Source organism: Actinacidiphila epipremni (assembly GCF_012034175.1).
Taxonomy (GTDB): domain Bacteria; phylum Actinomycetota; class Actinomycetes; order Streptomycetales; family Streptomycetaceae; genus Actinacidiphila; species Actinacidiphila epipremni.
The window spans coordinates 160,397-183,377 of the sequence record NZ_JAATEJ010000005.1; the positions used below are offsets into that span (position 1 = coordinate 160,397).

A 22,981-nucleotide genomic window follows, 5' to 3' on the forward strand; every position below is an offset into this window, starting at 1 on the left:
GTGCCGGGAGCGGCCGTACGTACCGGGTCGGGTACGGCCGCTCAGCGGGCGTCGGCCGGTTCGCGCAGGACGTCGGCGACGTAGGGCGCGAGCCGGTAGCGGTAGCGGTGCTGCGGGTCGCACACCACCAGCGAGGTGTCCAGCAGGTCGGGGAAGGGCAGCAGCGGGTTCACCGCCGCGGGGAAGCCGGGCCCGGCGTGCGCGGCCACGTCGTCGAGGGTGAACCAGCGGCGGGCCATGGACGCGGCCATCCAGGCCAGCACCGAGCGGTGGTCCTCGGTCAGCAGGTCCAGCGTCCACCGGATGCCCTCGGCGACCGAGCGCTGGTGGCGCAGCAGGGCGTGGTCGTTGGACCGCAGCAGGTCCACGCTCGGGCCGTCGGCCAGCAGCACCCGCACCGGGATGGTGCGCAGCCGCTCGGCGGCGAACTCCAGGTAGCGCGGCAGGCCGCCGAGCCGGCGGCACAGCTCGGTGACCGACGCCGGGTCGTGGTCGGCCCCGGCGTGCGGCCCGATGTGCCGTAGCAGCAGTTCCACCGCGGGCGCCGGGGCGCCGGGGCCGGCGCCGTCCACCGGCAGCGGCCTGATCTCCTGGTTGATGCCGAGCCGTTCGGTCAGCCGCCGGCGGGCGGTGATGACGATGTGCATGCCGGGGTGGGCGGCCAGCAGGTAGCGGGAGGCCCCGACGGTGGTCTCGGGGATGTGCTCGGCGTTGTCGAGGACCACCAGGAAGCGCGGGTCGCGGTGGTGCCCGTCGTCCGGCGCGGCGGCGGTGTGGGTGTCCAGGTGCCGCAGCACCCGGCGCAGCACGACGGCCGTCCGGTCGCCGTGCGGGACCCGCTCGGGGGGCAGGTCGCCGAGCTCGACGACCACGACGCCGTCGGGGAAGTGCCGCGACAGCCGCGCGCCGGTGTCGAGGGCGAGCCGGGTCTTGCCCACGCCGCCGGGGCCCAGGAAGGTCGTGAGCCGGTCGATCCGCACCGCGTGCGCGAGCCGTTCGCGTTCGGCCAGGTCGCCCACGACGCTGCCGGCCGGCGGGCGCGGGCCGTGCCAGGGCACGCCCTCGCCGGGCCGGTCGTCCGGCGGCGGTTCCCGGGCGTCGTCGACGTCGAGGGCCTGGGCGAGCAGGTCGAGGGAGGAGCGGCGGGGGTTGAGGACCCGGCCGAGTTCGAGGTTGCGGATGGTGCGCACGCTCAGCCCGGAGTGCTCGGCCAGCTGCTCCTGCGTCCAGCCGCGCGAGGTGCGCAGCTCCACCAGCCGGCGGGCCGTCAGCGGGTGCGGGACCTCGGTCCGCAACGTGGACCGGCCGGCGTTCACCGGTAGCCCCTGGACTGCAGGGCGTACAGCTCGGCGTACGTCCCCCCCAGCGCGACGAGCTCGCGGTGGGTCCCGGTCTCGGTGATCCGGCCGCCGTCGAGGACGACGATCAGGTCGGCCATGCTGACGGTGGAGAAGCGGTGGGAGACCAGCACGGTGATGCCGCCGGTGTCGCGGCCCTCGCGGGCGGCGGCGGCGAACCGCTCGAACAGGGCGTGCTCGGTGTGCGCGTCGAGCGCGGCGGTGGGTTCGTCGAAGACCCGCAGCAGGGGCTGCTCGCGCATCAGGCCGCGGGCGAGCGCGAGCTTCTGCCACTGCCCGCCGGACAGGTCCACGCCGTCCGGCCAGCGGGTGCCGAGCCGGGTGGCGTCGCCGGCGGGCAGGGCGGCGACGGTGGCGGTGGCGCCGCCGCGGTCGATCGCCGCGGCCACCGCGTCGCGGTCGGCGATCCTGGGCAGGTCGCCCACGCCGACGTTCTCCCGGACGGTGAACTCCAGCCGGGCGTAGTCCTGGAAGGCGCCCGCGCACCGGTCGCGCCAGGCCGCGGCAGGATGGGCGGCCAGGTCGGTGCCGTCGACGAGGATCGTCCCGCGGTCGGGGCGGTAGAACCCGCACAGCATCTTGACCAGTGTCGACTTGCCGGCGCCGTTGTCCCCGACGAGGGCGACGACGGAGCCGGGCGGCAGGCGCAGGTCCACCCCGCGCAGCACCTCGCGGGTGCGGCCACCGCCGGTGTAGCCGAAGTGCACGTCCCGCAGCTCGATGCCCTCGCGCAGCCGCGCGGGCAGCTGCGGCGGCGCCGCGGCGCCGCCGGGTGGTGCGGCCTGGGCGCGGGCGGCGCCGGCGGCCCGCCGCTCGTCGGCGGCGTAGCGGCGCAGCCAGGTGAAGCGGCGTCCGACGGTGAGGATCTGCAGGAAGTACGTGCCGTAGTTGACGGCGGTGCCGACGGTGGCGCTCATCTGGCCGGCGAGGCCGACGACGAGGACGACGTCGCCCGCGGTCGCGTGCCGGTGCACGACCAGCAGCAGCACCAGCGTGATCGCGCCGATGTAGCCCAGCGCGGTGACCAGGCCGTCGACCGCGGCGAGGCCCGCGGCGCCCCAGTCGGCGCGGTTGCGGCGCCGGGCTACTTGTTCTGCGACGGCGCGGTGGCGGGCGCCGAGGACGTCGGTGAGGCCGAAGACCCGCAGTTCCGCGCCGTAGTCGGGCGAGGTCCCCAGCTCGAACAGGTGCCGGCGCAGCCGTTCGGCCTCGCTGGTCTCCTCGTCCGCGCGCTTGCGCAGGTCGCGGCGGACCTTGCCGAGCCACAGCGAGGGCAGCGCGAGCAGCGGCAGGAACAGCAGCCAGGGGTCGATGCCGACGAGCAGCACGGCGGTCACGGCGAGCGTGGCGGTCACCCGGACGACGCCGGCGGTGGCGTTGACCATGCCGGCCAGCTGTCCCTGCTCCTCGCGGATGCGCTGGACCTGGTCCTGGTAGTCCGGGCTCTCGTGGTGGGCGAGCCCGTCGGTGCCGCCGACCAGCGCCATGAGCTCCCGGGTGGCGACGGCCCCGGCGCGCTCCTGCACCGTGAACAGGCAGTGCACGTAGTAGAAGACGGAGGCGAGCGCGCCGGCGCAGACGGCGCCGAGCAGCAGCGCGGCGCCGAGCGCGGCGTGCAGGTCGCCGGAGCGGGCGGAGTCGACGATGATCTTGGCGCCGAGGGCGCCGATCGGGAACGACACGGCGGAGACGATGCCGGTCAGGAGCTGGCAGGTCGCGTGCCAGGGGGCGGCGCGGAAGCCGATGCCCATCAGGGCGGCGTAGGAGCGCAAGGTGTCACGCACGGGGGGCCTCCGCGTCCAGGGCGTCGCCGGCCGGCACGGCGTCCGGGACGGTGACGGGGGCGGCGCCGGGGCTGCCGGGGTCGTCCGGGCCGTCCAGGCTGTCGGTGCTGCCGGGGTCGTCCGGGCCTTCGGGGCTCTCCGGGCTTTCGGGGCGGGCGAACCGCTCGGCCTGGATGCGGAACATCCGGGCGTACGTGCCGCCGAGCAGCATGAGTTCGTCGTGGCTGCCCTCCTCGGCGACCTCGCCGTGGTCCAGGACCACGATCCTGTCCACCCGGCGCACGGTGGAGAAGCGGTGCGAGATCAGCACGGTGGTCAGGCCCGCGGTGAGGTCGAGGAAGCGGTCGTAGATCTCGGCCTCGGCCCGGATGTCGAGGGCCGCGGTGGGTTCGTCGAGGACGAGGACGCGGGCGCCGGCCTGGACGGCGAACAGGGCGCGGGCCAGGGCGACGCGCTGCCACTGCCCGCCGGACAGGTCGGTGCCGCCGGTGTAGCCGGGGGACAGCACGGTGTCCCAGCCGTGGGGCAGCGACTCGATGAGCGGCAGGATGCCGGCGCTGTCGGCGGCGGCCCGCATGAGGTCGCGGTCGGCGGCGCGGTGGGGCGCGCCGAGGGTGATGTTGTCGGCGGCGCTGAGGTGGTAGCGGGCGAAGTCCTGGAAGAGCACGCTGACATGCCGGCGCCACTGCCGCGGGTCGATGTCGCGCAGGTCGCGGCCGTCCACCTCGATACGTCCCGCGGTCGGCGCGTGCAGCCCGCACAGCAGCTTGACCAGGGAGCTCTTGCCGGCGCCGTTGTCGCCGACGATCGCGAGCGAGCGGCCGACCGGGATGGTGAGGTCGACCCGGCGCAGGGCGCTGCGGTCGGTGCCGGGATACCGCAGGGCGACCGCGCGGTAGCGGATGGCCTCGGCGGGCGGGGGCGCGGGCCGCGCGGAGCCGGGCTGTGCCGGGCCGGGCTGCGGGTCGTCTTCGGCGCGGTCGCCGAGCGCCAGGACGTGCGGGACAGCGGCGGCGGCGAAGGCGAGCTGGGCGTTCTGGTCGTCGAAGGCGGTGTAGTTGTTGGCGAGCGCGAGGGCCTGCGTGTAGACCGCGATGGCGGCCAGGCCCAGGTGGTGGTGGGCCGCGGCCCACGCGAGCAGCCCGTACGAGAGCAGGTTGACCGCGCCGAGCATGCCGGTGGTGGCGGCGATGAGCCGGGCGCGGGGGCGGCGTCCGCGCCAGACGGGTTCCATGGCCGAGCGCCAGGTCGTCTCGAAGCGGGCCGTCAGCCATTCCAGTAAGCCCCACAGCCGCAGTTCCTTGGCGGGCCCGGCGGTGACGGCGAGGTCGCGCAGGTATTCGGCCTCCTCCAGGGCCTTGCTGCGGCCGAACGCGAGCTCGCCGACCCGGAAGTACTCGCGCTGCATGAAGTGCACCGCCAGCGGCCAGGCGGCGAGCCACAGCAGGCCGAGCCACCAGTGGAAGGCGAGCAGCACGGCCGCGCCGGTGAGCGCCCGCAGCCACGCGGGCAGCACATAGGCGAGCGCGGCGACGGCCTGGCTGGGGCGGCCGTTGTCGGCGACGCCGAGGCCGCGCACCACCCGCAGCGCCGCCAGCACGCCGGGGTCCGACAGGTGGTCGACCCGGTCGGGGCGGCCGACCGCGGCGAGCGCCTCCTGCTGCAGGAACCGGTCGGCGTCGCGGCCGAGGGTGTCGGCCAGCGCGCTCACCAGCGGCGGCAGGCACTGCTGGAGGACGACCAGGGCGCCGGTGAAGCCGAGCAGGGTGAACAGGTGCCGCCCCGCGGGCGAGGACAGCCCGTCGCGCAGCGCGTCGGGCACCGCGCCGATGAGCAGGCCGGTCGCCACCGCGACGACGGTGGGCAGCAGCGAGACGACCACCAGCCCGGCCAGGCCCCAGGCGGCCCTGGTGCGGCTGATCCGGGGAAGCAGCCGCACCAGGGCGGCCGTTCCGGCGAGTGCGGGCGGGATGCGCAACCTAGGTGACACGGTGAGGTCCTTGCGTGCGGTCGGGCAGCGTGGGGGGTGCGTTCGGCCGTGCGCGAGATGCGTGGAGGTGCGGAGAGGTGCAGGGGGAGGTGCGTGGAAGTGCGCGGAGGCGCACATGCTCGGGACTCGGCGCGCCGGGCACACCGGCGAGCCGAAACTTTCGGAATGATTCCGACAGCGAGCGGCAACTTATGAGCAATCCCACACGGTGTCAATACCGCCTCGGATCACCCGATGCCGCCCGTCACCGCGAAAGAGGCCGTCACCGGCAGCGGAAACTTCCGGATGGTCAGCGGATCGGGCGTCCGAAAATTTCGAGCGCCGTTCGTAACACAGGAGCGTGCCGCGCCCGGCGGGCCGGCTCCCGGACCCGGCGTCAGGCGGGGGCGGCGCCGGGGGCGTTCTGCGTGAGAGCGCTCTCGGCTAGCCTGGGCGGGCACGTGGCACCTCCCGGCAAAGTCCCCGGACATCCCCCTCACGGAAGGCTCATCGCCATGCGGAGACTCAGCACTGCCACCGCGTTGACCCTCGCACTGACCGCCGCACCGGTGGCCGCCGGCGGCCTCGCCGCCACGGCGGGCGCGGCGACGGTCGCACCTCCCGCCGCCACCGCGCGCCCGGCCACCGGCGCGTGGGTGAACACCGGCGAGACCTACCCGCTGGACTGGATCTGCGTCTACGTCGGCAACCAGAAGGTGACCAGCGGCCAGGCGGTCAACTTCTCCTGCCTGGCCGGCCCCGCCGGCTCGTTCGCCCTGTGGATCCTGACGCCCTGACATTCCCCTGCACACCCCGGCACCCCCGAGCACTCCTCGTCGACGCGTCGCATGTGCGCCGGGCCGCCATCGCCCGGCCTGACCCGTAAAATCCGGACTTTCCGCATATGATGCGGCGGATGCCGCGCCGGGCCGGTGGCTCGTCCCGCAGTGGCGGCCGGCGGGCGGGACGTGGCGACGATCCGACGAGTGGTGCGACGAGAGGGGACCCGCCCGGTGGCCTCGATCCGTGTCAGAGGAGGCCGCGGCGCGCGGCAGGGCAAGGACAAGGACAAGGACGGCAGCGGCGGCGACTCCCGGTGGCGGGCGCTCGCGGTGTGCCTGACGGCGAGTTTCATGACACTGCTGGACGTCAGCATCGTCAACGTCGCGCTGCCGTCCATCCGCACCGGGATCGGGGCGTCGCAGAGCGGTCTGCAGTGGGTGCTGTCCGGTTACGCCCTCGCGTTCGGCCTGATGCTGGTGCCGGCCGGGCGGCTGGGGGACCTGCACGGCCGGCGGGTGATGTTCCTGGTCGGGCTGTCGCTGTTCACCGTCGCGAGCGCGCTGGCCGGCGCGTCGCAGAACGAGGTCTGGCTGGTCGGCACCCGGCTGCTCCAGGGTGTCGCCGGCGGGCTGCTGGTGCCGCAGGTGTCCGGCTTCATCCAGCAGATGTTCCGCGGCGCCGAGCGCGGCCGTGCCTTCGGCATGCTCGGCGCCACGGTCGGGGTGTCGACGGCGCTCGGGCCGCTGCTGGGCGGGGTGCTCATCCAGCTCTTCGGCGCGCACGAGGGCTGGCGCTGGGTGTTCTACGTCAACCTGCCGATCGGGCTGGTGCTGCTGCCGCTGGCCCACCGGCTGCTCCCCCGCCACGCGGCCGGCCGGGGCGAGCGCGGCGCCCGCGGCAGCCTTGACCCGGTCGGGGTGCTGCTGCTCGGCGCCGGGACGGTGGTCCTGCTGCTGCCGTTCGTCCAGCAGCGCGAGTGGCCGGGTACGCAGAAGTGGCTGCTGCTCGTGCCGGCCGTGCTGGTGCTGGCCGGTTTCGTCGGCTGGGAGCGGCACCACGGGCGGCGCCGGGAGCCGCTGGTGGACCTCGCGCTCTTCCGCCGCCGCTCGTACGGCCTGGGCACGCTGCTGTCGCTGCTGTACTTCGCCGGGTTCACGGCGATCTTCTTCGTGCTGACCCTCTTCCTGCAGAACGGGATGCGCTACAGCGCCCTGGAGGCGGGCCTGTCGATCATGCCGTTCGCCCTGGGGTCCGGCGCCGCGGCGGCGGTCGGCGGGCGGATCGTGACCCGGATCGGGCGCCCGCTGGTGGCCGGCGGGCTGTGCATGGTGGTCGTCGGGCTGCTCGGCGCGACGCTCGCGGTGCAACTGGACGACAACCGGTCGGTGGGCTTCGCGATCGCGCTGCCGCTGCTCTTCGCCGGGGTCGGCAGCGGGCTGACGATCTCGCCGAACCAGACGCTGACCCTCAGCGAGGTGCCCGTGGACCGGGCGGGCAGCGCCGGCGGGGTGCTCCAGACCGCGCAGCGGATCGGCTCGGCGATCGGCATCGCCGCGGTCGGCTCGGTCTTCTTCTCCAAGGCCGGCGGGGCCCACCCCGACTGGGCCGCCGGCTTCAAGACGGGCCTGCTGACCTCGGCGGGCCTTGCGGTGCTGGCGCTCGCCGTGGCCCTCACCGACGTCTTCACCGGGCCGTCCAACGTCCCGCAGGGCGCGGACGGCCCGGGACCAGGCCGGGAGCGGGACGCCGGCCGGCAGCAGAGCGGCCGTTGAGCCCCCGGCCCGGGTCGCCGCCGCGGGACTCCCCACCTACCCCGCCTGCGCCCGTCCCCAGCCGCGGCGGACCCGCCATACGGCGACGGCCCCGCAGGCCGCGGCGACCGCGAGCAGCACCGCGACCCCCCGCAGCGTCTGCGCCGCCTGGCCCGCCGCGGCGTGCCGCATGGTCGTGGCCGCCCAGTAGCCGGGCGAGGCCGGGGCGATGTCCCGGACCCACCCGGGCAGCACGGCCAGCGGCACCATGGCGCCGCCGACGGTCGTCAGGCAGAACCCGCCGACGTCGAAGGTCGCACTCAACTGGCCGAAGCTGCGCGCGGTGACGCCCACGGCGCTGCCCATCCCGAGCAGCGTCAGGCCCCAGGCGGCGCAGGCGGCGGCCAGCAGGCCGGGCGAGCGGACGCTCACCCCGCAGAAGGCCACGCCCACGGTGAGGACGACGGCCTGCTGGACGGCGAGCACGCCGAGGACCGGCACCGCCTTGCCGACCAGCAGCTCGACCGGCCGCACCGGCGCCACCCGGAGCCGGTCCCAGGTGTGCCAGACCCGCTCGGACAGGATCGAGCCGCCCACGATCGAGAGCGCCAGCAGCGAGAAGGTCACCAGCGCCCCGATCGCTGCCTGCCCCGCCCCGGCCGGCCCCTCGGCGGCGACGTACAGCGGGCGCAGGGCGAGCATCACCACGACGGGCATCACCAGCCGGCCGACCAGCGGGCCGGGGTCGCGCAGCAGCAGAAGGGTGTTGTGCCGCACCAGCAGCCCGGCGCGGCCCGGCCCGCCCCGTCCGGGCTGGGCGTCAGGCCGCATCGCGGGCCTCCCGCGGGGTGGCCGCGGCGAGCGACGCGTACAGCGTGTCGAGGTCGGGGCGGCGGACGTCGACGGCGGTGGGGGCGCAGCCGGCGGCCAGCAGCGCGGCGAGGTCGGCCGGCGGGTTGCGGGTGGCGATACGCAGCCGGTCCGCGCCGAGCGGCCGGGTGCGGGCGGCGAGCGGGGCGGGCAGGTCCGGGCGGGGCAGCGCCGGGTCGAGGGTCAGCTGGATCTCGCCGGGCAGTGCGGCGGTCAGCTCGGCGCGCGAGCCCCTGGCGACGACGCGGCCGGCCCGGGCGACGGCCAGCGTCGCGTCGAGGTCGACCAGTTCGGGCAGGTAGTGCGTGGTGTAGAGGACGGCGGCGCCCTCGGCGGCGCGGGCCCTGACGGCGGCCAGCAGGGCGGCGCGGGTCTGCGGGTCGGCGCCCGCGGTCGGCTCGTCGAGCAGCAGCACCGGCGGGCCGCCGACGAGCGCGGCGGCGGCCTGCGCGCGTCTGCGCTGCCCGCCGGAGAGCACCCCGCAGCGGCGGTCCAGGACGTCGGTGAGCAGCAGCTCGGCCGCGGTCCGCCGGACCGCGCGCACCGCCGCCGCCCGGCCCAGCCCGGCCAGGCCGGCGAAGAGCCGCAGGTGCTCACGCACCGTCAGGCCGGGGTAGAGGGCCAGTTCCTGCGGGGCCACGCCGAGCAGCGCGCGGGCCTCGCGGGGCCGGGCGAGCGCGTCGATCCCGCACACCCGCACGCTGCCGCTGTCGGCGCGGGTCAGGCCGGTGGCGATCTCGACGGCGGTCGTCTTGCCGGCGCCGTTGTGCCCGATGAGCCCGACGACCTCCCCCGGCCGGACCGTCAGGCCGAAGCCGTCCAGCACCGGCCGGCCGTCGTACGTCTTGCGCAGGTCGCGCAGTGTCAGCATCGCGCGGCCACCTCCCCGTCCGTGAACCCGTCCGCTAAATGATCTACACCGTATAGATCTACAGTGTAGAGCCATGACCGGGAAACGGGAAGAGATCCTGGACGCCGCCCTGGCCCTCGCCGACGAGCGGGGCCTGGCGGGGGTGTCGATGCGGGCGGTCGCCCAGGCGGTGGGCGTCACGCCGATGGCCCTGTATCCGCACGTCCGGGACAAGGCGGGGCTGCTCGACGCGATGCTCGGCCGGCTGCTGTCCACCGTGACGCAGGCGTCGCCGGAGATGGCCGGTGCCGCCGACTGGCGCACCCGGCTGCGGGCCTTCGCCGACACCGCGCGGGGGCTGTCGGCCGGCCACCCGTGGGCCACCACGCTGCTCTTCTCCCGGCCCGCGGTGACGCCCGACGCGGTCCTGCTGGTGGACCTGCTCTACCGCGCGCTGCTCGACGCCGGCGTGCCGCCGGCCCAGGTGCCGCGGGTGGAGCGGCTGGTGAGCACGTATGTGCTCGGCTGGATCGCCTCCGAGGCCGGCGGCCGGTTCGGCCCGGGCACCCTCGACCCGCGGGGCCGCCGCGGCCGGCTGCCCGAGGGGGGCCTGCCCGGCCACGCGCGGGTCGCCGCCTGGCTGGACCCGCCGGTCGACTGGGACGCGGAGTTCGCCGCCGACCTCGACGACCTGGTGCGCCTGGTGGAGTCGGTGGCCGCCCGCGGCTGAACGGGCGTACACCATAGGATCCGCGGCATGGGCGATCTCGGGAGGGGCCTGGCGCTGCTGGTGCGCGGGCAGCGCTGGGTGCTGCGGCACGGGCGGGACTGGCGGTTCGGGATGCTGCCGGCGCTCATCGCCTTCGCCGGCTACGTCGCCGCGCTGGTCGCGCTGGTGGTCTGGTCGGACGACCTCGCGCGGTGGGCGACGCCGTTCGCCGACGACTGGGCCGCGGTGTGGCGCGGGCTGTTCCGCGACCTGCTGACCGCGGTGGTGATCGGCGGCGGGCTGCTGCTGGCGGTGCTGTCCTTCACGGCGGTGACACTGCTGGTGGGGCAGCCGTTCTACGAATCCCTCGCCCACCGGGTGGACGTCTCGCAGGGCGACGCGCCCGATCCGCCGGACCGCCCGTTCCTGCGGGAGCTGTGGACCGGGGTACGGGACAGCGTGCGCGTCCTGCTGCGGGTCGCCGCCTTCGCCGTCGTGCTGTTCGCGCTCGGCTTCGTGCCCGCCGTCGGCCAGACCGTCGTCCCCGCCCTCGGCTTCTGCGTCTCCGGCTTCTTCCTCACCGTGGAGCTCGCCGCGGTGCCGATGCAGCGCCGCGACATCGCCCTGCGGGCCCGGCTGCGCCTGATGCGGGCCCGCCTCCCGCTGGTCCTCGGCTTCGGCGTGCCGCTCGCGCTGGCGTTCCTCGTCCCCTTCGCGGCGGTCGTGCTGATGCCCGGCGCGGTCGCCGGCGCGACGCTGCTGGCCCGCGAGCTCGTCCCGCCGGCCGCGCCGCCCGGCCGGCCGGCCGCCGAGCCCGGCGACTGACCGGCGCGGCCCCTCTGGTTCAGGCGGGGTCCGCCGGCGGTGCGGTGAGGCGGGCGAGGAGGGCCTTCTTGTCGGGCTTGCCGCTGGGGGCGACGGGGACGGTGTCCAGGACGGTGATGGTGGCCGGGACGGCGCCGGCGCCGAGTTCGGCGAGGACGGCGGCCCGCAGCTCGTCGGGGTCGGGGGCGGCGCCGAGGCGGGCGGGGACGACGAAGGCGTGCGCGGCCTCCCCGGTGTGCTCGTCGGGCGCGGCGACGACGTACGCCTGGTCGACGTCGGGGTGGGCGGCCAGTGCGGACTCGATGGCGCCGGCGTAGTACAGGATGGCGTTGACGAAGACGACGTCGCGGGCCCGGCCGACCAGCCGCAGGAAGCCGTCCTCGCCGAGGGCGGCCAGGTCCCTGGTCCTGATCCAGCCGTCCTGGACGACCTCGGCGGTCTGCTCGGGGTCCTGCCAGTAGCCGGACATGGCGCCGGGTGTGCGCACCCACACCTCGCCGACCCCGCCGGCGGGCAGCGGGCGGCCTTCGGCGTCGCGGACCTCCAGGTCCACGCCGGGCATCGGGCTGCCGACGGCGTCCAGTGCCCGCTCGCCCAGCTCCCGCTGGTCGCCGGGGGTCAGCAGGGTGAGCATGCCGGTCTCGGTCTGGCCGTAGCCCTGGTAGACCACCGGGCCGAGCCGTGCGGTGGCCTCGGCGAGGCGGTGCGGCGGCAGGGGCGAGCCGGCGACGAGCAGGGCGCGCAGCGCGCTGGTGTCGACGTCCTCGGTCCGCAGCGTGTCGAGGACCTGGTAGAGGCGCGGGACGGTGCACAGGCAGCCGGTGACGCGGTGGCGCTGCCAGGTGTGCGGGAAGGACACCGGTCCTTCGGGTATGACGGCGGTGCCGCCGTCGATCAGGCTGAGCGCGAGGTGTTCCAGCATGACGGCGCTGGTCAGGGTGCCGAAGACCAGGAACCGCCGGTAGCCGGCGGCGAGTTCGCGGGCCCGGTCGCTCCAGTTCTCGCGCGGGCCCCAGGACCAGGCGCGGCTGAGGGCCCGGTAGGTCTGGGCGCAGCCCTTGGGGCGGCCGGTGCTGCCGCTGGTGAGGGTGATCAGGGCGACGTCGGCGGCCCGGCCGCGGGGTGCGGGCAGCGGGGCTGCGGGCCGGTCGGGCACGGGTCCCGGCGGTGAGCCGGCGGCGACCAGGTCGCGGTCGACGTCCAGAAGCGTGGAGCCGGCCGCCTTCGCGGCGGACACCAGGGCCTCGGTGCGGGTGGTGGCGTCGGCGAGCACCAGGCCGGGGCTGCCGGCGAGCACGTCGTGCAGCTGGCGGTCCGTCAGGCCGGGCCGCAGGCCCGTGACGCGGCAGCCGAGCAGGTGGGCGGCGATCTGCGCGGCGAAGCCGGCGGGCGTGACGGCGGTGGTGACCGCCACGGGCGTCTGGCCGTCCGCGTCGCCGCCGGGGCCGGCGCCGGCCGCGGCCAGCTGCCCGGCGCAGCGCCGGACCAGCTCCAGCAGCTCGCCGCGCGGCACCGGGCGGCCCTCGAACTCAAAGGCCGGCTGTTCCGGTTCGCGCGCCAGCGCGTCCAGCAGGGGCTGCGGGAATACCGGTTCCACCGGTTGTGCCGGAATGGTCATCATGCCCTCCGTTCGGCCACTGCGGAGTTATCCGCCCGTCGCATTACCCAATCACCAAACCTCTGTGACATGGATCACACGCGGAACGCCTGGAAGGCTCTTTGAAGCCTCAACTACGGTGAGCCGCATCCCTATCGGAGGCCGGGAGGGCACGTGGCAGGCGACGCACGGATCGATTACTTAGTAGTAGGCGCGGGACCCGCGGGACTTCAGGCCGGTTACTACCTGGAACAGGCCGGCCGCGACTACCTGGTGGTGGAGGCGGGTGAGGCGCCCGGCACCTTCTTCACGAAATTCCCCCGGCACCGCACGCTGATATCGATCAACAAGGTGCACACCGGCTGGGACGACCCCGAGCTGAACCTGCGGACGGACTGGAACTCGCTGCTCTCCGAGGAGGGCAGCCCGCTGTTCACCTCCGTCACGCCGCGCTACTTCCCGACCGCCGACGACCTCGTCGGCTATCTCGCGGACTTCGCCGCGACCCACCGGATACGGATCCGCTACCGCACCCGTATCACCCGCATCAGCCGCCCCGTCGGCGAGGACGGCGGCCCGGGCGAGTTCGTCGCCGAGACCGAGGACGGCTCGGTGCTGCGGGCCAAGCGGCTGATCATGGCGACCGGTGTGACCCGCCCGTACATCCCGCCGATCCCGGGTGTGGAGCTGGCCGAGCCGTACACCGACGTGTCGGTCGACCCGGCGGACTTCACCGACCGGCGGGTGCTGATCATCGGCCGCGGGAATTCCGCCTTCGAGACCGCGGACAATCTCATCGAAACCGCCGCGGTCATTCACATGGTGGGCCCAGGATCGCTCAGGCTGGCATGGCAGACGCATTTCGTCGGGCACTTGCGTGCCGTCAACAACAACTTCCTCGACACCTACCAGCTGAAATCCCAGAACGCCCTGCTGGACGGCGAGGTCGTCTCCATCAGAAGGCCGGATCCGGACGGCCCCTACCTGGTCGCGGTGAAATTCGTCCGGGTCGCCGAGGTCGTGAAGGAAATCCCCTACGACCGGGTCATCCTTGCCACCGGTTTCCGCTTCGACGCATCGGTCTTCGACGACGGCTGCCGGCCGGAACTGACGATCAAGGACCGCTTCCCGGCGCAGACCGACGCATGGGAGTCGGTCGACGTGCCCGATCTGTTCTTCGCCGGCACGATCACGCAGGTCCGCGACTTCAAGAAGTCCACCAGCGGCTTCATCCACGGCTTCCGCTACGGGGTGCGGGCGCTGCACCGCATCCTGGAGCAGCGCTACGAGCAGGCGCCCTGGCCGCGCCGGGAGCTGCCCGTCAGCGCGGAGGCGGTCGCGGACGCGGTGCTGGAGCGGGTCAACCGCACCTCGGCGCTGTGGCAGCTGTTCGCCTTCCTCGGTGACGCGGTGCTGCTCGGCGAACCGGCGCCGGACGGCGTGCCGGGCGGGGCCGCGTATCTGGAGGAGGTGCCCGTCGACCACCTCCACCGGGCGGTGTCGGAGGGCTCGTTCGGGACGGTGGACCGCTATCTGACGGTCACCCTCGAATACGGCGCCGACCACGACAAGGTCAACCCGTTCGACATCTCCGTCGACCGCACCGCGCAGACCGACACCGGCGGCCTCGACAGCCGCTATCTGCACCCGGTGGTGCGGCTGTGGCAGGACGGCAAGCAGCTCGGCGAGCACCACGTCACGGAGAACCTGGAGAACGAGTGGGACAGCGAGGAGGTCCACCGCGCGCCGCTGGTCCGGTTCCTGTCCGGGCAGGCGCTGGGCCGGCCGGCGGCGGCGCGGCCGTCGTGACCCCGGAGTTCCGGCCGCCGGGCCCGGAGGAGGTGCCCGGGCCCGGCGGCCTGCTCGGCGAGCTGCGCGAGAAGGCCAGGGCCCGGCTGGACCCGGTGCACTGGGACTACTTCGAGGGCGGCGCCGGCGCGGAGACCGCGCTGGCCGAGAACCTGCGGGCCTTCGCCCGGCTCGCGCTGCTCCCCCGGGTGCTGCGCGGCGCCGGGCCGCCGGACCTGGCGGTGCGGCTGCCCGGCGCGCCCGCGGCGGGCCCGGTGTTCGTCGCGCCGACCGCCTTCCACACCCTCGCCCACCCCGAGGGCGAGCGCGCCACGGCCCGGGCCGCCGCGGCGGCCGACGCCGTCATGGTCACCTCGATGGCGGCCACGACCGCGGTCGCCGACGTCGCCGCGGCGGCACGGGAGGTGCGGGCGGACGCGGCCGTGTGGTTCCAGATGTACCTCCAGCCGCGCGCCGGCGTCACCGAGGCGCTGGTCCGCCGGGCCGAGCAGGCCGGCTGCACCGCCCTGGTGGTCACCGCGGACTCCCCCGTCTTCGGCCGGCACTCCCGCGACGACCGCAACGACTTCCACCGGCTGCCGCCCGGCCACGTCACGCAGAACATGCTGGGCCTGCCCGGCGCCCCGCCCGGCCGGCCCCTGGACATCGCGATGAGCCCGGAGCTGTCCTGGGCGGACCTGCGGCGGCTGCGCGCGGCCACCGGCCTGCCGGTCTGGGTCAAGGGCGTCCTGCACCCGGCCGACGCGCGGCTCGCGGCCGACGAGGGCGCGGCCGGCGTGATCGTCTCCAACCACGGCGGGCGGCAACTGGACGCGGTGCCCGCCGCGGTGGAGGCGCTGCCCGCGGTCGCCGAGGCGGTCGGCGGGCGGATCCCGGTGCTGCTGGACGGCGGGGTGCGGTCCGGCGCCGACGTGGTGGCCGCGCTCGCGCTCGGGGCGGCGGCGGTGGGCGTCGGGCGGCCGGTGCTGTGGGGGCTGGCGGCGTCCGGCGAGGCGGGGGTCGCGCAGGTGCTGGCCGAGCTGACCGGGCAGGCCCGGCACGTCCTGACGCTGTGCGGCGCCCGCGACTGCCGCGACCTGACGCCCGACCAGGTGGTCCCGCGCGGACCGGAGGGGATGCGGCGGTGGCGGTGAGGATACGTCATGCGGTGGCGGCGGCGGCCGTCGCGGGCGCGCTGGTCAGCCCGTACTGGCTGCCCAAGCAGCTGGTCGCGCTGCGGGCGAAGGTCTTCGAGAAGGTCAACGGGCCGGAGGGCGTGACCGTCCCCGGCGGCCCCGTCGGGCCGGAGCGGTTCCAGGAGCTGTACGCGCATCCGGCCGCGGACGGCCGCAGCAAGGGCGCGGGCCTGTCGGACCTGTTCTGGTACTGGCTCTCGCCCGGCCCCGAGGTGCACCAGGAGCACCTGGAGCCGGGGCCGCGCTACGAGGCGGTGGCGCGCACCACCACCGCGGTGCTCGCCGGCCCCAGCCCCGACCTGTCGGCGGCGGCGGCCCGGTGCGCCGCGCGGGTGCTCGACGAGCGGGTGACCGGGCGCGCGAGGCTGGTGCGGCTGCGGGACCTGATGATGCCGGTGTGGGCGGAGTTCTTCTACGAGCTGGTATTCCGCGAGCCGTGCCCGCCGCACGCGCGGGCGCTCATCACGGCGAACGCCGAGGACGTCGTCAACTCCCTGAAGAACACCCGGCTGCGGCACATGCGGCGGCGCCGCCGGCTCACCGCGTACCTGCTGCGGCGGCTGGCGGCCGGGGACGTGCCGCACCGGCTGCCCGCGGAGCTGGCGACCCCGCTGGACCGCGCGCACTACCTCCAGGGCACGTACTTCAACACCGCGGTCGTGCAGATGTCCGAGGCGATGGCACATCTGCTGCTGGTGATCGCCCAGCACCCGGACGTGCAGCGCCGGCTCGCCGCCGACCCGGACGACGACCGCTACCTCGGCAACGTCATGAACGAGACGCTGCGGATGTACCCGCTGTTCGGCATCGCGCACCGGATCACCAGCGCCGACATCGACCTCGGGGACGGCGCGTCCTACCCGGCCGGGACGGTGCTGTGCTTCGACTACCCCGCCTACCACGCCACCGGCTACGACGACCCCGAGGTCTTCGACCCGGCCCGCTGGGACCTGCTGTCGGCCAAGGACGCCCACCACATCCCCTTCGGCATCGCGGCCAACCGCCCCTGCCCCGCCTGGCGGCTGTCCCCGCTGGTGATGCGGGCGGTCACCCGGGAGGTGCTGCGCCGCTTCACCCTGCACTCGTCGGTCTCCCACACCCGCTCGATCCCGCACCGCGCCCCCTGCCTCCTGGTCGCCCGCGCCGACCCGCTGCCCCGGCCGGGCACGGCCGCGGTGCTGGCCTTCCTGCGCGTGCGCGACCGCTGGGAGGACGTCGCCCGCAGCCTGCTGCAGTTCGCGCTGGGCACCGTGATGGTGGTCCACGCCCGGCGGCTGCGCATGGCCGAGACCTGGTTCGCCGCCCACGACACCCAGGGCCGCCCGCTGGACCCGACCGATGCCCCGTCGGACCGGCCGCCCGATGCCCCGTCAGGCTGCCCGTACCACTGACCGGCGCGTCTCGCGAATCGGGGCAATCCAGTCAATACGATGGCGAGCCGCGTGGGGGTCCGAGGAAGCGACGGAAGGCGGAGCAGTGGCGAACCAGTTCGAGATCGACGTGCGCAAGGTCCGGGAGGACGCGCGGGCGCACATGGCCGAGGGGCCGGTCACCCAGACGTACGAGGCGCAGAAGGGGCAGGTCATCGCGGTCCTGAACGACGTCATCGCGACCGAGGTGGTGTGCTTCCTGCGGTATTCGCAGAACGCCATCGCGGCCACCGGCATCGACCGGGCGCAGGTGGCGGCGGAGTTCACCGAGCACGCGCGCGAGGAGCTGCAGCACGGGCTGCGGGCGGCGGAGCGGGTGAGCCAGCTGGGCGGCAAGCCCGACTTCGACCCGGCGACGCTGATGACCCGCTCGCACACCGAGTACGTGGCGCCCGAGGAGAGCGACCTCAAGCGGATGCTCACCGAGAACCTGGTCGCCGAGCGGGTCGTCATCACCACCTACCAGGAGATCATCCGCTGGCTCGGGGACGGCGACCCGACGACCCGCCGGCTCATGGAGTCCATCCTCGAAGAGGAGGAGGACCACGCCGACGACCTCCTGGACCTGCTCGGCAGCTGACCGCGCGGGGCTCACACCTCGATGGTGGAGCCCATGATGACGGTGCGCTCGCGCGGCAGGCCGAAGTGCTCGGCGGCGTCGGCGGCGATGTAGGAGGTCGCGATGAACAGCCGCTTGCGCCACGGCCGCATCGTGTGGGCGAGCCCCCGCCGCAGCTCGATCTTCGACAGGAAGTACGACGCCTTGTCCAGGTCCAGCGGGCCCTCGGTGAGCGCGGGGTCGAGCGCGGCGAGGGCGGTGGGCACGTCGGGGGTCTCCATGTAGCCGTAGCGCAGGGTGACATGGATGATGCCGTCGTCGGAGTAGCCGAGGTCGTCGACGGCGGCCCGCTCCCCGGCCGGGACGCGCGGGACGGGCTCGACCTGGATCAGCAGGATCACCACCTGGTCGTGCCGGACGTGGTTGTGCTCGACGTTGGCCCGCATCGCCAGCGGGGTGGTCTCCTTGTCGCGGTTGAGGAAGACGGCCGTGCCGGGCACCTGGCGCACCGCGGTGGGCCGGCGGTGCAGGTCCTCGACGAACTGCCGCAGCGGGCCCTCCACCCGGGCCCGCTGCCCGGTGACGATCCGCCGGCCGTGCTGCCATGTCGTCATGACGGTGAAGACGATCACGCCGATCAGCAGCGGCAGCCACGCGCCGTGCACGAACTTGGTGAAGTTCGCCGCCACGAACAGCAGGTCGAACGCGAGCAGCGGCACCGCCCCGGCGGCCAGCAGCCACACCGGGGTCCGCCACCGGGACCGGGCGACGTAGAAGAACAGCACGGTGGTGATGGTGATGGTCGCGGTGACCGCCATGCCGTAGGCGAAGGCCAGTGCGGTCGAGCTGCGGAAGGCCAGCACGAGCGTGACGACCGAGACCATCAGCAGCCAGTTGACCCACGGCACGTACACCTGGCCGTAGGTCGACTCCGAGGTGTGCGCGATCCGCAGCCGGGGCAGGTAGCCGAGCTGGGCGGCCTGCGCGGCGACGGAGTAGGCGCCGGTGATCACGGCCTGCGCGGCGATGATGGTGGCCGCGGTGGCGAGCACCACCATCGGCAGCCGGCCCCAGCCGGGCACCAGCAGGAAGAAGGGGCTGCTGATGTGGCGCGGGTCGTCCAGGATGAGGGCGCCCTGCCCGAAGTAGCTCAGCATGCACGCGGGGAACACCAGGAAGATCCAGGCCCGGGTGATGGAGCGGCGGCCGAAGTGCCCCATGTCGGCGTAGAGCGCCTCGGCGCCGGTCACCGCCAGCACGACCGCGGCCATCGCGAAGAAGGCCGTGCCGAAGTGGCCGAAGAGGAAGCCGAGCGCGTAGCCGGGCGACAGCGCCTTGAGGATGCCGGGGTGGTCGGCGATGCCGGAGACGCCGCACGCGCCGATCGCGGTGAACCACAGCACCATCACCGGCCCGAACACCCGCCCCACGGCGGCGGTCCCGCGCCGCTGGACAAGGAAGAGCACCACGATGATGATCACGGTGACCGGTACGACCGCGTCGGCCAGCGACGGCTGCACGACCTTCAGGCCCTCCACCGAGGACAGCACCGAGATCGCCGGGGTGATCATGCTGTCGCCGAAGAAGAGCGACGCGCCGAAGATGCCGAGCGCGGCCAGGACGAGCGCGGCGCGCCGGCCGCCCTGCGCGTTCCACCTGCGCAGCAGGGTGATGAGGGCCATGATGCCGCCCTCGCCGTCGTTGTCGGCGCGCATCGCCAGCAGTACGTACGTGACCGACACGATGACCGTGACCGACCAGAACACCAGCGAGATCACGCCGTAGACGTTCTGCGAGGAGACCGGGACAGGGTGCGGGTCGTCGGGGTCGAAGAGGGTCTGCAGCGTGTAGAGGGGGCTGGTGCCGAGGTCGCCGAAGACGACGCCGAGCGCGCCGACCACCACCGCCAGCCGGGCCGCCTCCCGCGCACCGCCCGCTGCCGCGGCGCCGTGCGGCCCCGGGGCCGCGGTGTCGTCGGACCCGCGGTCCTGCCGGTCGTCGGCCAAGGGGTTCCTCCTGCGTGGACGGGGGGTGGCGGGGGCCGGTGCGCCACGCCGGACGATATACCGCGCGGCACGCGACACGGCGGCACGCGTCCCGCGCGCGCCCGCCGCGTCGCCCGCGCCGCGGCCCGAGGGGGCGGCGCCGGGGCCGCCCCCTGGCCGGTTGCCCGCCCGGGTCCGGCTGATGCGTCGCGGATCCGGCGCCGGTGCGGGTCCGTCAGCGGGCCAGCAGGTCGCGCAGGGCGGCGGTGACCTCGTCCGGGGCCTGCTCGGCCATGAAGTGGCCCGACGTGCTGAGCCGGTGGTCCAGGTCGGGCGCCCAGGCCCGCCACACCGCGGCGGCGTCGTAGCCGAGGGCCGCGCCCCAGTCCTGCTGGATCACCGTGACGGGCATCGCGAACTGCGAGCCGGCGTCGCGGTCGGCCTGGTCGTGCGCGATGTCGACGCCGGCGGAGGCGCGGTAGTCGGCCACGATCGACGGTACGGCGGCGGCGCTCGCCCGCAGGTACGCCCGGCGTACGTCGTCGGGGATGGCGGCGTCGGCGGCGGGATCGGCGGGGTCGGCGGCCCAGGCGTCGAGGAAGGAGCCGAAGAACGCGTCCGCGCTGGCGGCGATCATCGCCTCGGGCAGGCCGGGCGGCTGGGCCATCAGGAACAGGTGGTAGCCGACCGCGGCCCGCACCCCGTGCAGCACGTCCCACATGTCGAGGGTGGGGACGACGTCGAGGATGCCGAGGTGGGTGACGGTCTCCGGGTGGTCGAGGCCGGCCCGGAAGGCGACGAGCGCGCCGCGGTCGTGCCCGGCGAGGGCGAACCGGTCGTGGCCGAGCGCGCCCGCGACGGCGACGACGTCGGCGGCCATGGCGCGCTTGCCGTAGACGCCCTCGTGCGTGGCGGCCGGCTTGTCGCTCGCGCCGTAGCCGCGCAGGTCGGGGCAGATCACGGTGTGGTCGGCGGCGAGCCGTACGGCGACGTGCCGCCACATCAGGTGCGTCTGCGGGAAGCCGTGCAGCAGCACGACGGGGCTGCCGCTGCCGCCGACCGCGGCGGACAGCCGCACGCCGTCGGCGCCGGGCAGCAGCGTGGTGGTGAAGCCGGGGATGGCCGGGGTCATGTCGTGTCGTTTCCTTTACGGGTCGGGTCGCATGCTTCGGTGTCCGGGCTCCACCGTGCGGGGCGGCGATGAGCAGCCGGTCAGCACGGCCGGGCGGGTGCGGCGCCGGTCGGCGAGGATGAGGCCATGGGGAGCGACATACGCATCGACGTGCTCGGGGCGGTGCGGGCGCGGCGGCCCGACGGCGCGCTCATCGCCCTGGGCGGGCCGCGGCATCGCGAGGTGCTGGGCCGGCTGGTCGCGGCGGAGGGCCGGACGGTCACCACCGACACGCTCGTCGCCGACCTCTGGCCCGACCCGCCGGCGGGCGCGGTGGGGGCGCTGCGCACGTTCGTCGCCGCCCTGCGCCGCGCCCTGGAGCCCGGCCGGCCGCCACGGACCCCGCCGCGGCTGCTCGTCACGGAAGGCTCCGGCTACGCCCTGCGGCTCCCCCGCGACGCCGTCGACGCCCACCGCTTCGAGGACGCCCTCACCGCCGCCCGCCGCTCCCCGGCCGCGCTCGGCGCCCTCACCGCCGCCCTCGCCGCCTGGCGCGGCCCCGCCTACGCCGACGTCCCGGACGCCCCCTGGGCCGCACGGGAACGCGCCCGCCTGGAGGAACTGCGCCTCCAGGCGGTCGAACTGCGCGCGGCCGTACTGCTCGACGGCGACGGTGAGTACGGGTCCGGCGCGATCGCGGGGCTGGTCGCGGAATTGGGCGCGCATGTCGCCGAGCACCCGTGGCGGGAGCCGGCGTGGGGCCTGCTGGCGCGAGCGCTGTACGCGACGGGGCGCCAGGCGGAGGCACTGGCGGCGCTGCGCCGGGCGCGGACGATGCTGGTGGACCAACTGGGCCTGGACCCGGGCCCGGCACTCGCACGCTTGGAGCGCGCCATCCTCACCCGGTCGCCGGCACTGGAACCGCGACGGCTGCCCGCCGGTGCGGGCGGGGGGCTGGGCGTGGGGCCGGGCACAGGAGCGGGCACGGGACAGGGCGCAGGACCGGGCGCGGAGCAGGAACCGGGGTCGGGCGGGCGGCCCGCCGCGGAGCCGGGCGCAGGGCAGCGCCCGGAACAGGGCGCGGCCCCGGGCCCGGGTGCGGGGCCGAGTGCGGGGCCGAGTGCGGGGCCGAGTGCGGGTGCGGGCCCGGGCGCAGGCCCGGGGCCGGGTGCGGGACTGCGGCCAGGTGCCGGACTGGACGCGGAGTTGGGCGCGGGGCTTGGGCCGCGGACGAGCGTGGGGGTGGCGCGGGCGGTTGCGCTTGCGGGTGGTGACGCCCTGGTGTTCTCCCGGCGGCGCCGGCTCGCCGCGATCCGTGCGGCCGAGCGGACCGGGGACGTGCCGCTGACCGCGCGGGTCATCGGCGCGTACGACGTCCCGGCCGTGTGGACCAGGGCCGACGACCCGGAGCAGGCCGCGGCCGTGGTGGCGGCGGCCCGCCGCGCCCTGGACGCGCTCGGCCCCGGCGCCGGCCCGGTCCTGCGCGCCCGGCTGCTCGCGACGGTCGCGGTCGAGAGCCGCAGCGGCGACCTGGACGCGGCCGGGCAGGCCGCCGCGCGGCAGGCGGCGCAGGAGGCCGAGGCGCTGGCCAGGGCGGCCGGGGACCCCGCGGTCCTGGCCTTCGCGCTGAACGGGGTCTTCCTGCACTCCTTCACCGCCCCGGGCCTGGCACCCCGGCGGGACGCCGTCGGCGCCGAGCTGGTCGACCTGGGCACCCGGCACGCGCTGCCGTCCTTCGCGATCCTCGGCCGGCTCGCCCGGCTGCAGTCCGCCTCGGCGCTCGGCGACCTGGACGGCGCGCAGGCGCACGCGCGGGCGGCCGAGCGGCTCGGCGAGCAGAACGAGTCCGCGCTCGTCCCGGTCTTCACCGCGTGGTTCCGCGCCCGGGTCGCCGCCGCCCGCAGCGCCGAGCCCGGCGGGCCCACGCCGGCGTCGGCCGCCCAGGCGTACCGGGCCGCCGACGAGGCGCTGGCCGCGGCGGGCATGCCGGGGGTGCACAGCGGGCTGCTCCCGCTGGCCCTGCTCGGCCTGCGCCTGCTGCACGACCGCCCCGCGCCCACCGACGCCCGGCTCGAATGGGGCCCGAACCGGCCGTGGACGCAGCCGCTGGTCCTCCTCGCCCAGGGCCGGGAGGACGAGGCGCGGGCGGCGCTCGCCGCGGCGCCCGACCCGCCGCACGACCACCTCCAGGAAGCCCTGTGGTGCCTGCTCGCCCGCGCCGCCGCCCGGCTCGGCGAGCCCGGGCCCGCCGCCCGCGCCGCCGAGGCCCTGCGCGCGTGCCGCGCCGAGCACGCCGGCGCCGCGAGCGGCATGCTCACGCTCGGCCCGGTGGCCGGCTACCTCGCGGAGGCCGAGGCATGCGCGGGCGGGCCCCGGCCTCCGCGTACGGCTGCATAAGGCGCCTTTTCGCGGACAA

General features: G+C 75.5%; 17 protein-coding genes. 9 read left to right on the forward strand and 8 right to left on the reverse strand.

The annotated features are described in order from the left end of the window. Positions 1–41: 41 nt before the first annotated feature. The 3 genes from HCN08_RS09245 to HCN08_RS36505 are packed head-to-tail and all read right to left on the reverse strand — an operon-like array spanning position 42 to position 5,132. Positions 42–1,316 (reverse strand): helix-turn-helix domain-containing protein, encoded by a 1,275-nt coding sequence (locus HCN08_RS09245; protein ID WP_167982447.1) that lies wholly within the window; start codon positions 1,314–1,316, stop codon positions 42–44. Further along, a complete protein-coding gene (locus HCN08_RS36500; protein WP_167982448.1) occupies positions 1,313–3,142 on the reverse strand; it encodes an ABC transporter ATP-binding protein in 1,830 nt (609 codons plus the stop codon). The genes HCN08_RS09245 and HCN08_RS36500 overlap by 4 nt, the downstream gene beginning before the upstream one ends. Then, positions 3,135–5,132 (reverse strand): ABC transporter ATP-binding protein, encoded by a 1,998-nt coding sequence (locus tag HCN08_RS36505; protein WP_167982449.1) that lies wholly within the window; start codon positions 5,130–5,132, stop codon positions 3,135–3,137. The genes HCN08_RS36500 and HCN08_RS36505 overlap by 8 nt, the downstream gene beginning before the upstream one ends. Before the next feature lie 494 nt (positions 5,133–5,626). Between HCN08_RS36505 and HCN08_RS09260 the strand changes: the two genes are divergently transcribed. Both HCN08_RS09260 and HCN08_RS09265 read left to right on the forward strand, forming a co-directional pair. Further along, positions 5,627–5,908 carry a hypothetical protein gene (locus HCN08_RS09260; protein WP_167982450.1) on the forward strand — a complete coding sequence of 94 codons (282 nt, stop codon included), beginning with the start codon at positions 5,627–5,629 and terminating at the stop codon, positions 5,906–5,908. A gap of 225 nt (positions 5,909–6,133) precedes the next feature. Then, positions 6,134–7,666 (forward strand): MFS transporter, encoded by a 1,533-nt coding sequence (locus tag HCN08_RS09265; RefSeq protein WP_407648722.1) that lies wholly within the window; start codon positions 6,134–6,136, stop codon positions 7,664–7,666. Positions 7,667–7,702: 36 nt separating this feature from the next. On the opposite strand, the gene HCN08_RS09270 is transcribed toward HCN08_RS09265, so the two are convergent. Next, positions 7,703–8,476, reverse strand: a complete 774-nt coding sequence (locus HCN08_RS09270) for an ABC transporter permease (protein ID WP_167982451.1) — start codon at positions 8,474–8,476, stop codon at positions 7,703–7,705. Continuing rightward, positions 8,466–9,386, reverse strand: a complete 921-nt coding sequence (locus HCN08_RS09275) for an ABC transporter ATP-binding protein (protein ID WP_167982452.1) — start codon at positions 9,384–9,386, stop codon at positions 8,466–8,468. The genes HCN08_RS09270 and HCN08_RS09275 overlap by 11 nt, the downstream gene beginning before the upstream one ends. A gap of 73 nt (positions 9,387–9,459) precedes the next feature. On the opposite strand from HCN08_RS09275, the gene HCN08_RS09280 reads away from it, so the two are divergent. Together HCN08_RS09280 and HCN08_RS09285 are read left to right on the forward strand one after the other, a co-directional pair. Further along, entirely contained in the window at positions 9,460–10,095 is a 636-nt protein-coding gene (locus tag HCN08_RS09280) for a TetR/AcrR family transcriptional regulator (protein WP_167982453.1), read from the forward strand. Positions 10,096–10,122: 27 nt separating this feature from the next. Further along, on the forward strand, positions 10,123–10,899 hold the full coding sequence (locus HCN08_RS09285; RefSeq protein ID WP_167982454.1) for an EI24 domain-containing protein: 777 nt from the start codon (positions 10,123–10,125) through the stop codon (positions 10,897–10,899). 19 nt (positions 10,900–10,918) lie between these two features. Here HCN08_RS09285 and HCN08_RS09290 read toward each other — a convergent pair whose 3' ends face one another. Continuing rightward, complete coding sequence (locus HCN08_RS09290; RefSeq protein ID WP_322974339.1) at positions 10,919–12,496, reverse strand: class I adenylate-forming enzyme family protein; 1,578 nt, start codon at positions 12,494–12,496, stop codon at positions 10,919–10,921. A gap of 174 nt (positions 12,497–12,670) precedes the next feature. On the opposite strand from HCN08_RS09290, the gene HCN08_RS09295 reads away from it, so the two are divergent. The 4 genes from HCN08_RS09295 to HCN08_RS09310 all read left to right on the forward strand — a co-directional run bounded on the left by HCN08_RS09295 (position 12,671) and on the right by HCN08_RS09310 (position 17,490). Then, complete coding sequence (locus HCN08_RS09295) at positions 12,671–14,305, forward strand: NAD(P)-binding domain-containing protein (protein ID WP_322974340.1); 1,635 nt, start codon at positions 12,671–12,673, stop codon at positions 14,303–14,305. Continuing rightward, entirely contained in the window at positions 14,302–15,438 is a 1,137-nt protein-coding gene (locus tag HCN08_RS09300) for an alpha-hydroxy acid oxidase (protein WP_322974341.1), read from the forward strand. Before HCN08_RS09295 ends, HCN08_RS09300 begins: the two co-directional genes overlap by 4 nt. Then, on the forward strand, positions 15,435–16,871 hold the full coding sequence (locus tag HCN08_RS09305) for a cytochrome P450 (protein ID WP_167982455.1): 1,437 nt from the start codon (positions 15,435–15,437) through the stop codon (positions 16,869–16,871). Before HCN08_RS09300 ends, HCN08_RS09305 begins: the two co-directional genes overlap by 4 nt. Positions 16,872–16,956: 85 nt before the next feature. Continuing rightward, positions 16,957–17,490 carry a ferritin-like domain-containing protein gene (locus tag HCN08_RS09310; protein ID WP_167982456.1) on the forward strand — a complete coding sequence of 178 codons (534 nt, stop codon included), beginning with the start codon at positions 16,957–16,959 and terminating at the stop codon, positions 17,488–17,490. A gap of 11 nt (positions 17,491–17,501) precedes the next feature. Here the strand turns inward: HCN08_RS09310 and HCN08_RS09315 are convergent, their stop codons facing one another. After that, a complete protein-coding gene (locus tag HCN08_RS09315) occupies positions 17,502–19,475 on the reverse strand; it encodes a potassium transporter Kup (protein ID WP_167982457.1) in 1,974 nt (657 codons plus the stop codon). Between the two features lie 214 nt (positions 19,476–19,689). After that, entirely contained in the window at positions 19,690–20,586 is an 897-nt protein-coding gene (locus tag HCN08_RS09320) for an alpha/beta fold hydrolase (RefSeq protein WP_167982458.1), read from the reverse strand. A 126-nt stretch (positions 20,587–20,712) separates the two neighbouring features. On the opposite strand from HCN08_RS09320, the gene HCN08_RS09325 reads away from it, so the two are divergent. Further along, complete coding sequence (locus HCN08_RS09325; protein WP_167982459.1) at positions 20,713–22,962, forward strand: BTAD domain-containing putative transcriptional regulator; 2,250 nt, start codon at positions 20,713–20,715, stop codon at positions 22,960–22,962. Positions 22,963–22,981: the final 19 nt, after the last annotated feature.

Coding starts and splice junctions, on each gene's coding strand:
- HCN08_RS09260 (WP_167982450.1), top strand. CDS start 5,627: ATGCGGAGACTCAGCACTGCCACCGCGTTGACCCTCGCACTGACCGCC.
- HCN08_RS09270 (WP_167982451.1), bottom strand. CDS start 8,476: ATGCGGCCTGACGCCCAGCCCGGACGGGGCGGGCCGGGCCGCGCCGGG.
- HCN08_RS09275 (WP_167982452.1), bottom strand. CDS start 9,386: ATGCTGACACTGCGCGACCTGCGCAAGACGTACGACGGCCGGCCGGTG.
- HCN08_RS09280 (WP_167982453.1), top strand. CDS start 9,460: ATGACCGGGAAACGGGAAGAGATCCTGGACGCCGCCCTGGCCCTCGCC.
- HCN08_RS09285 (WP_167982454.1), top strand. CDS start 10,123: ATGGGCGATCTCGGGAGGGGCCTGGCGCTGCTGGTGCGCGGGCAGCGC.
- HCN08_RS09320 (WP_167982458.1), bottom strand. CDS start 20,586: ATGACCCCGGCCATCCCCGGCTTCACCACCACGCTGCTGCCCGGCGCC.
- HCN08_RS09325 (WP_167982459.1), top strand. CDS start 20,713: ATGGGGAGCGACATACGCATCGACGTGCTCGGGGCGGTGCGGGCGCGG.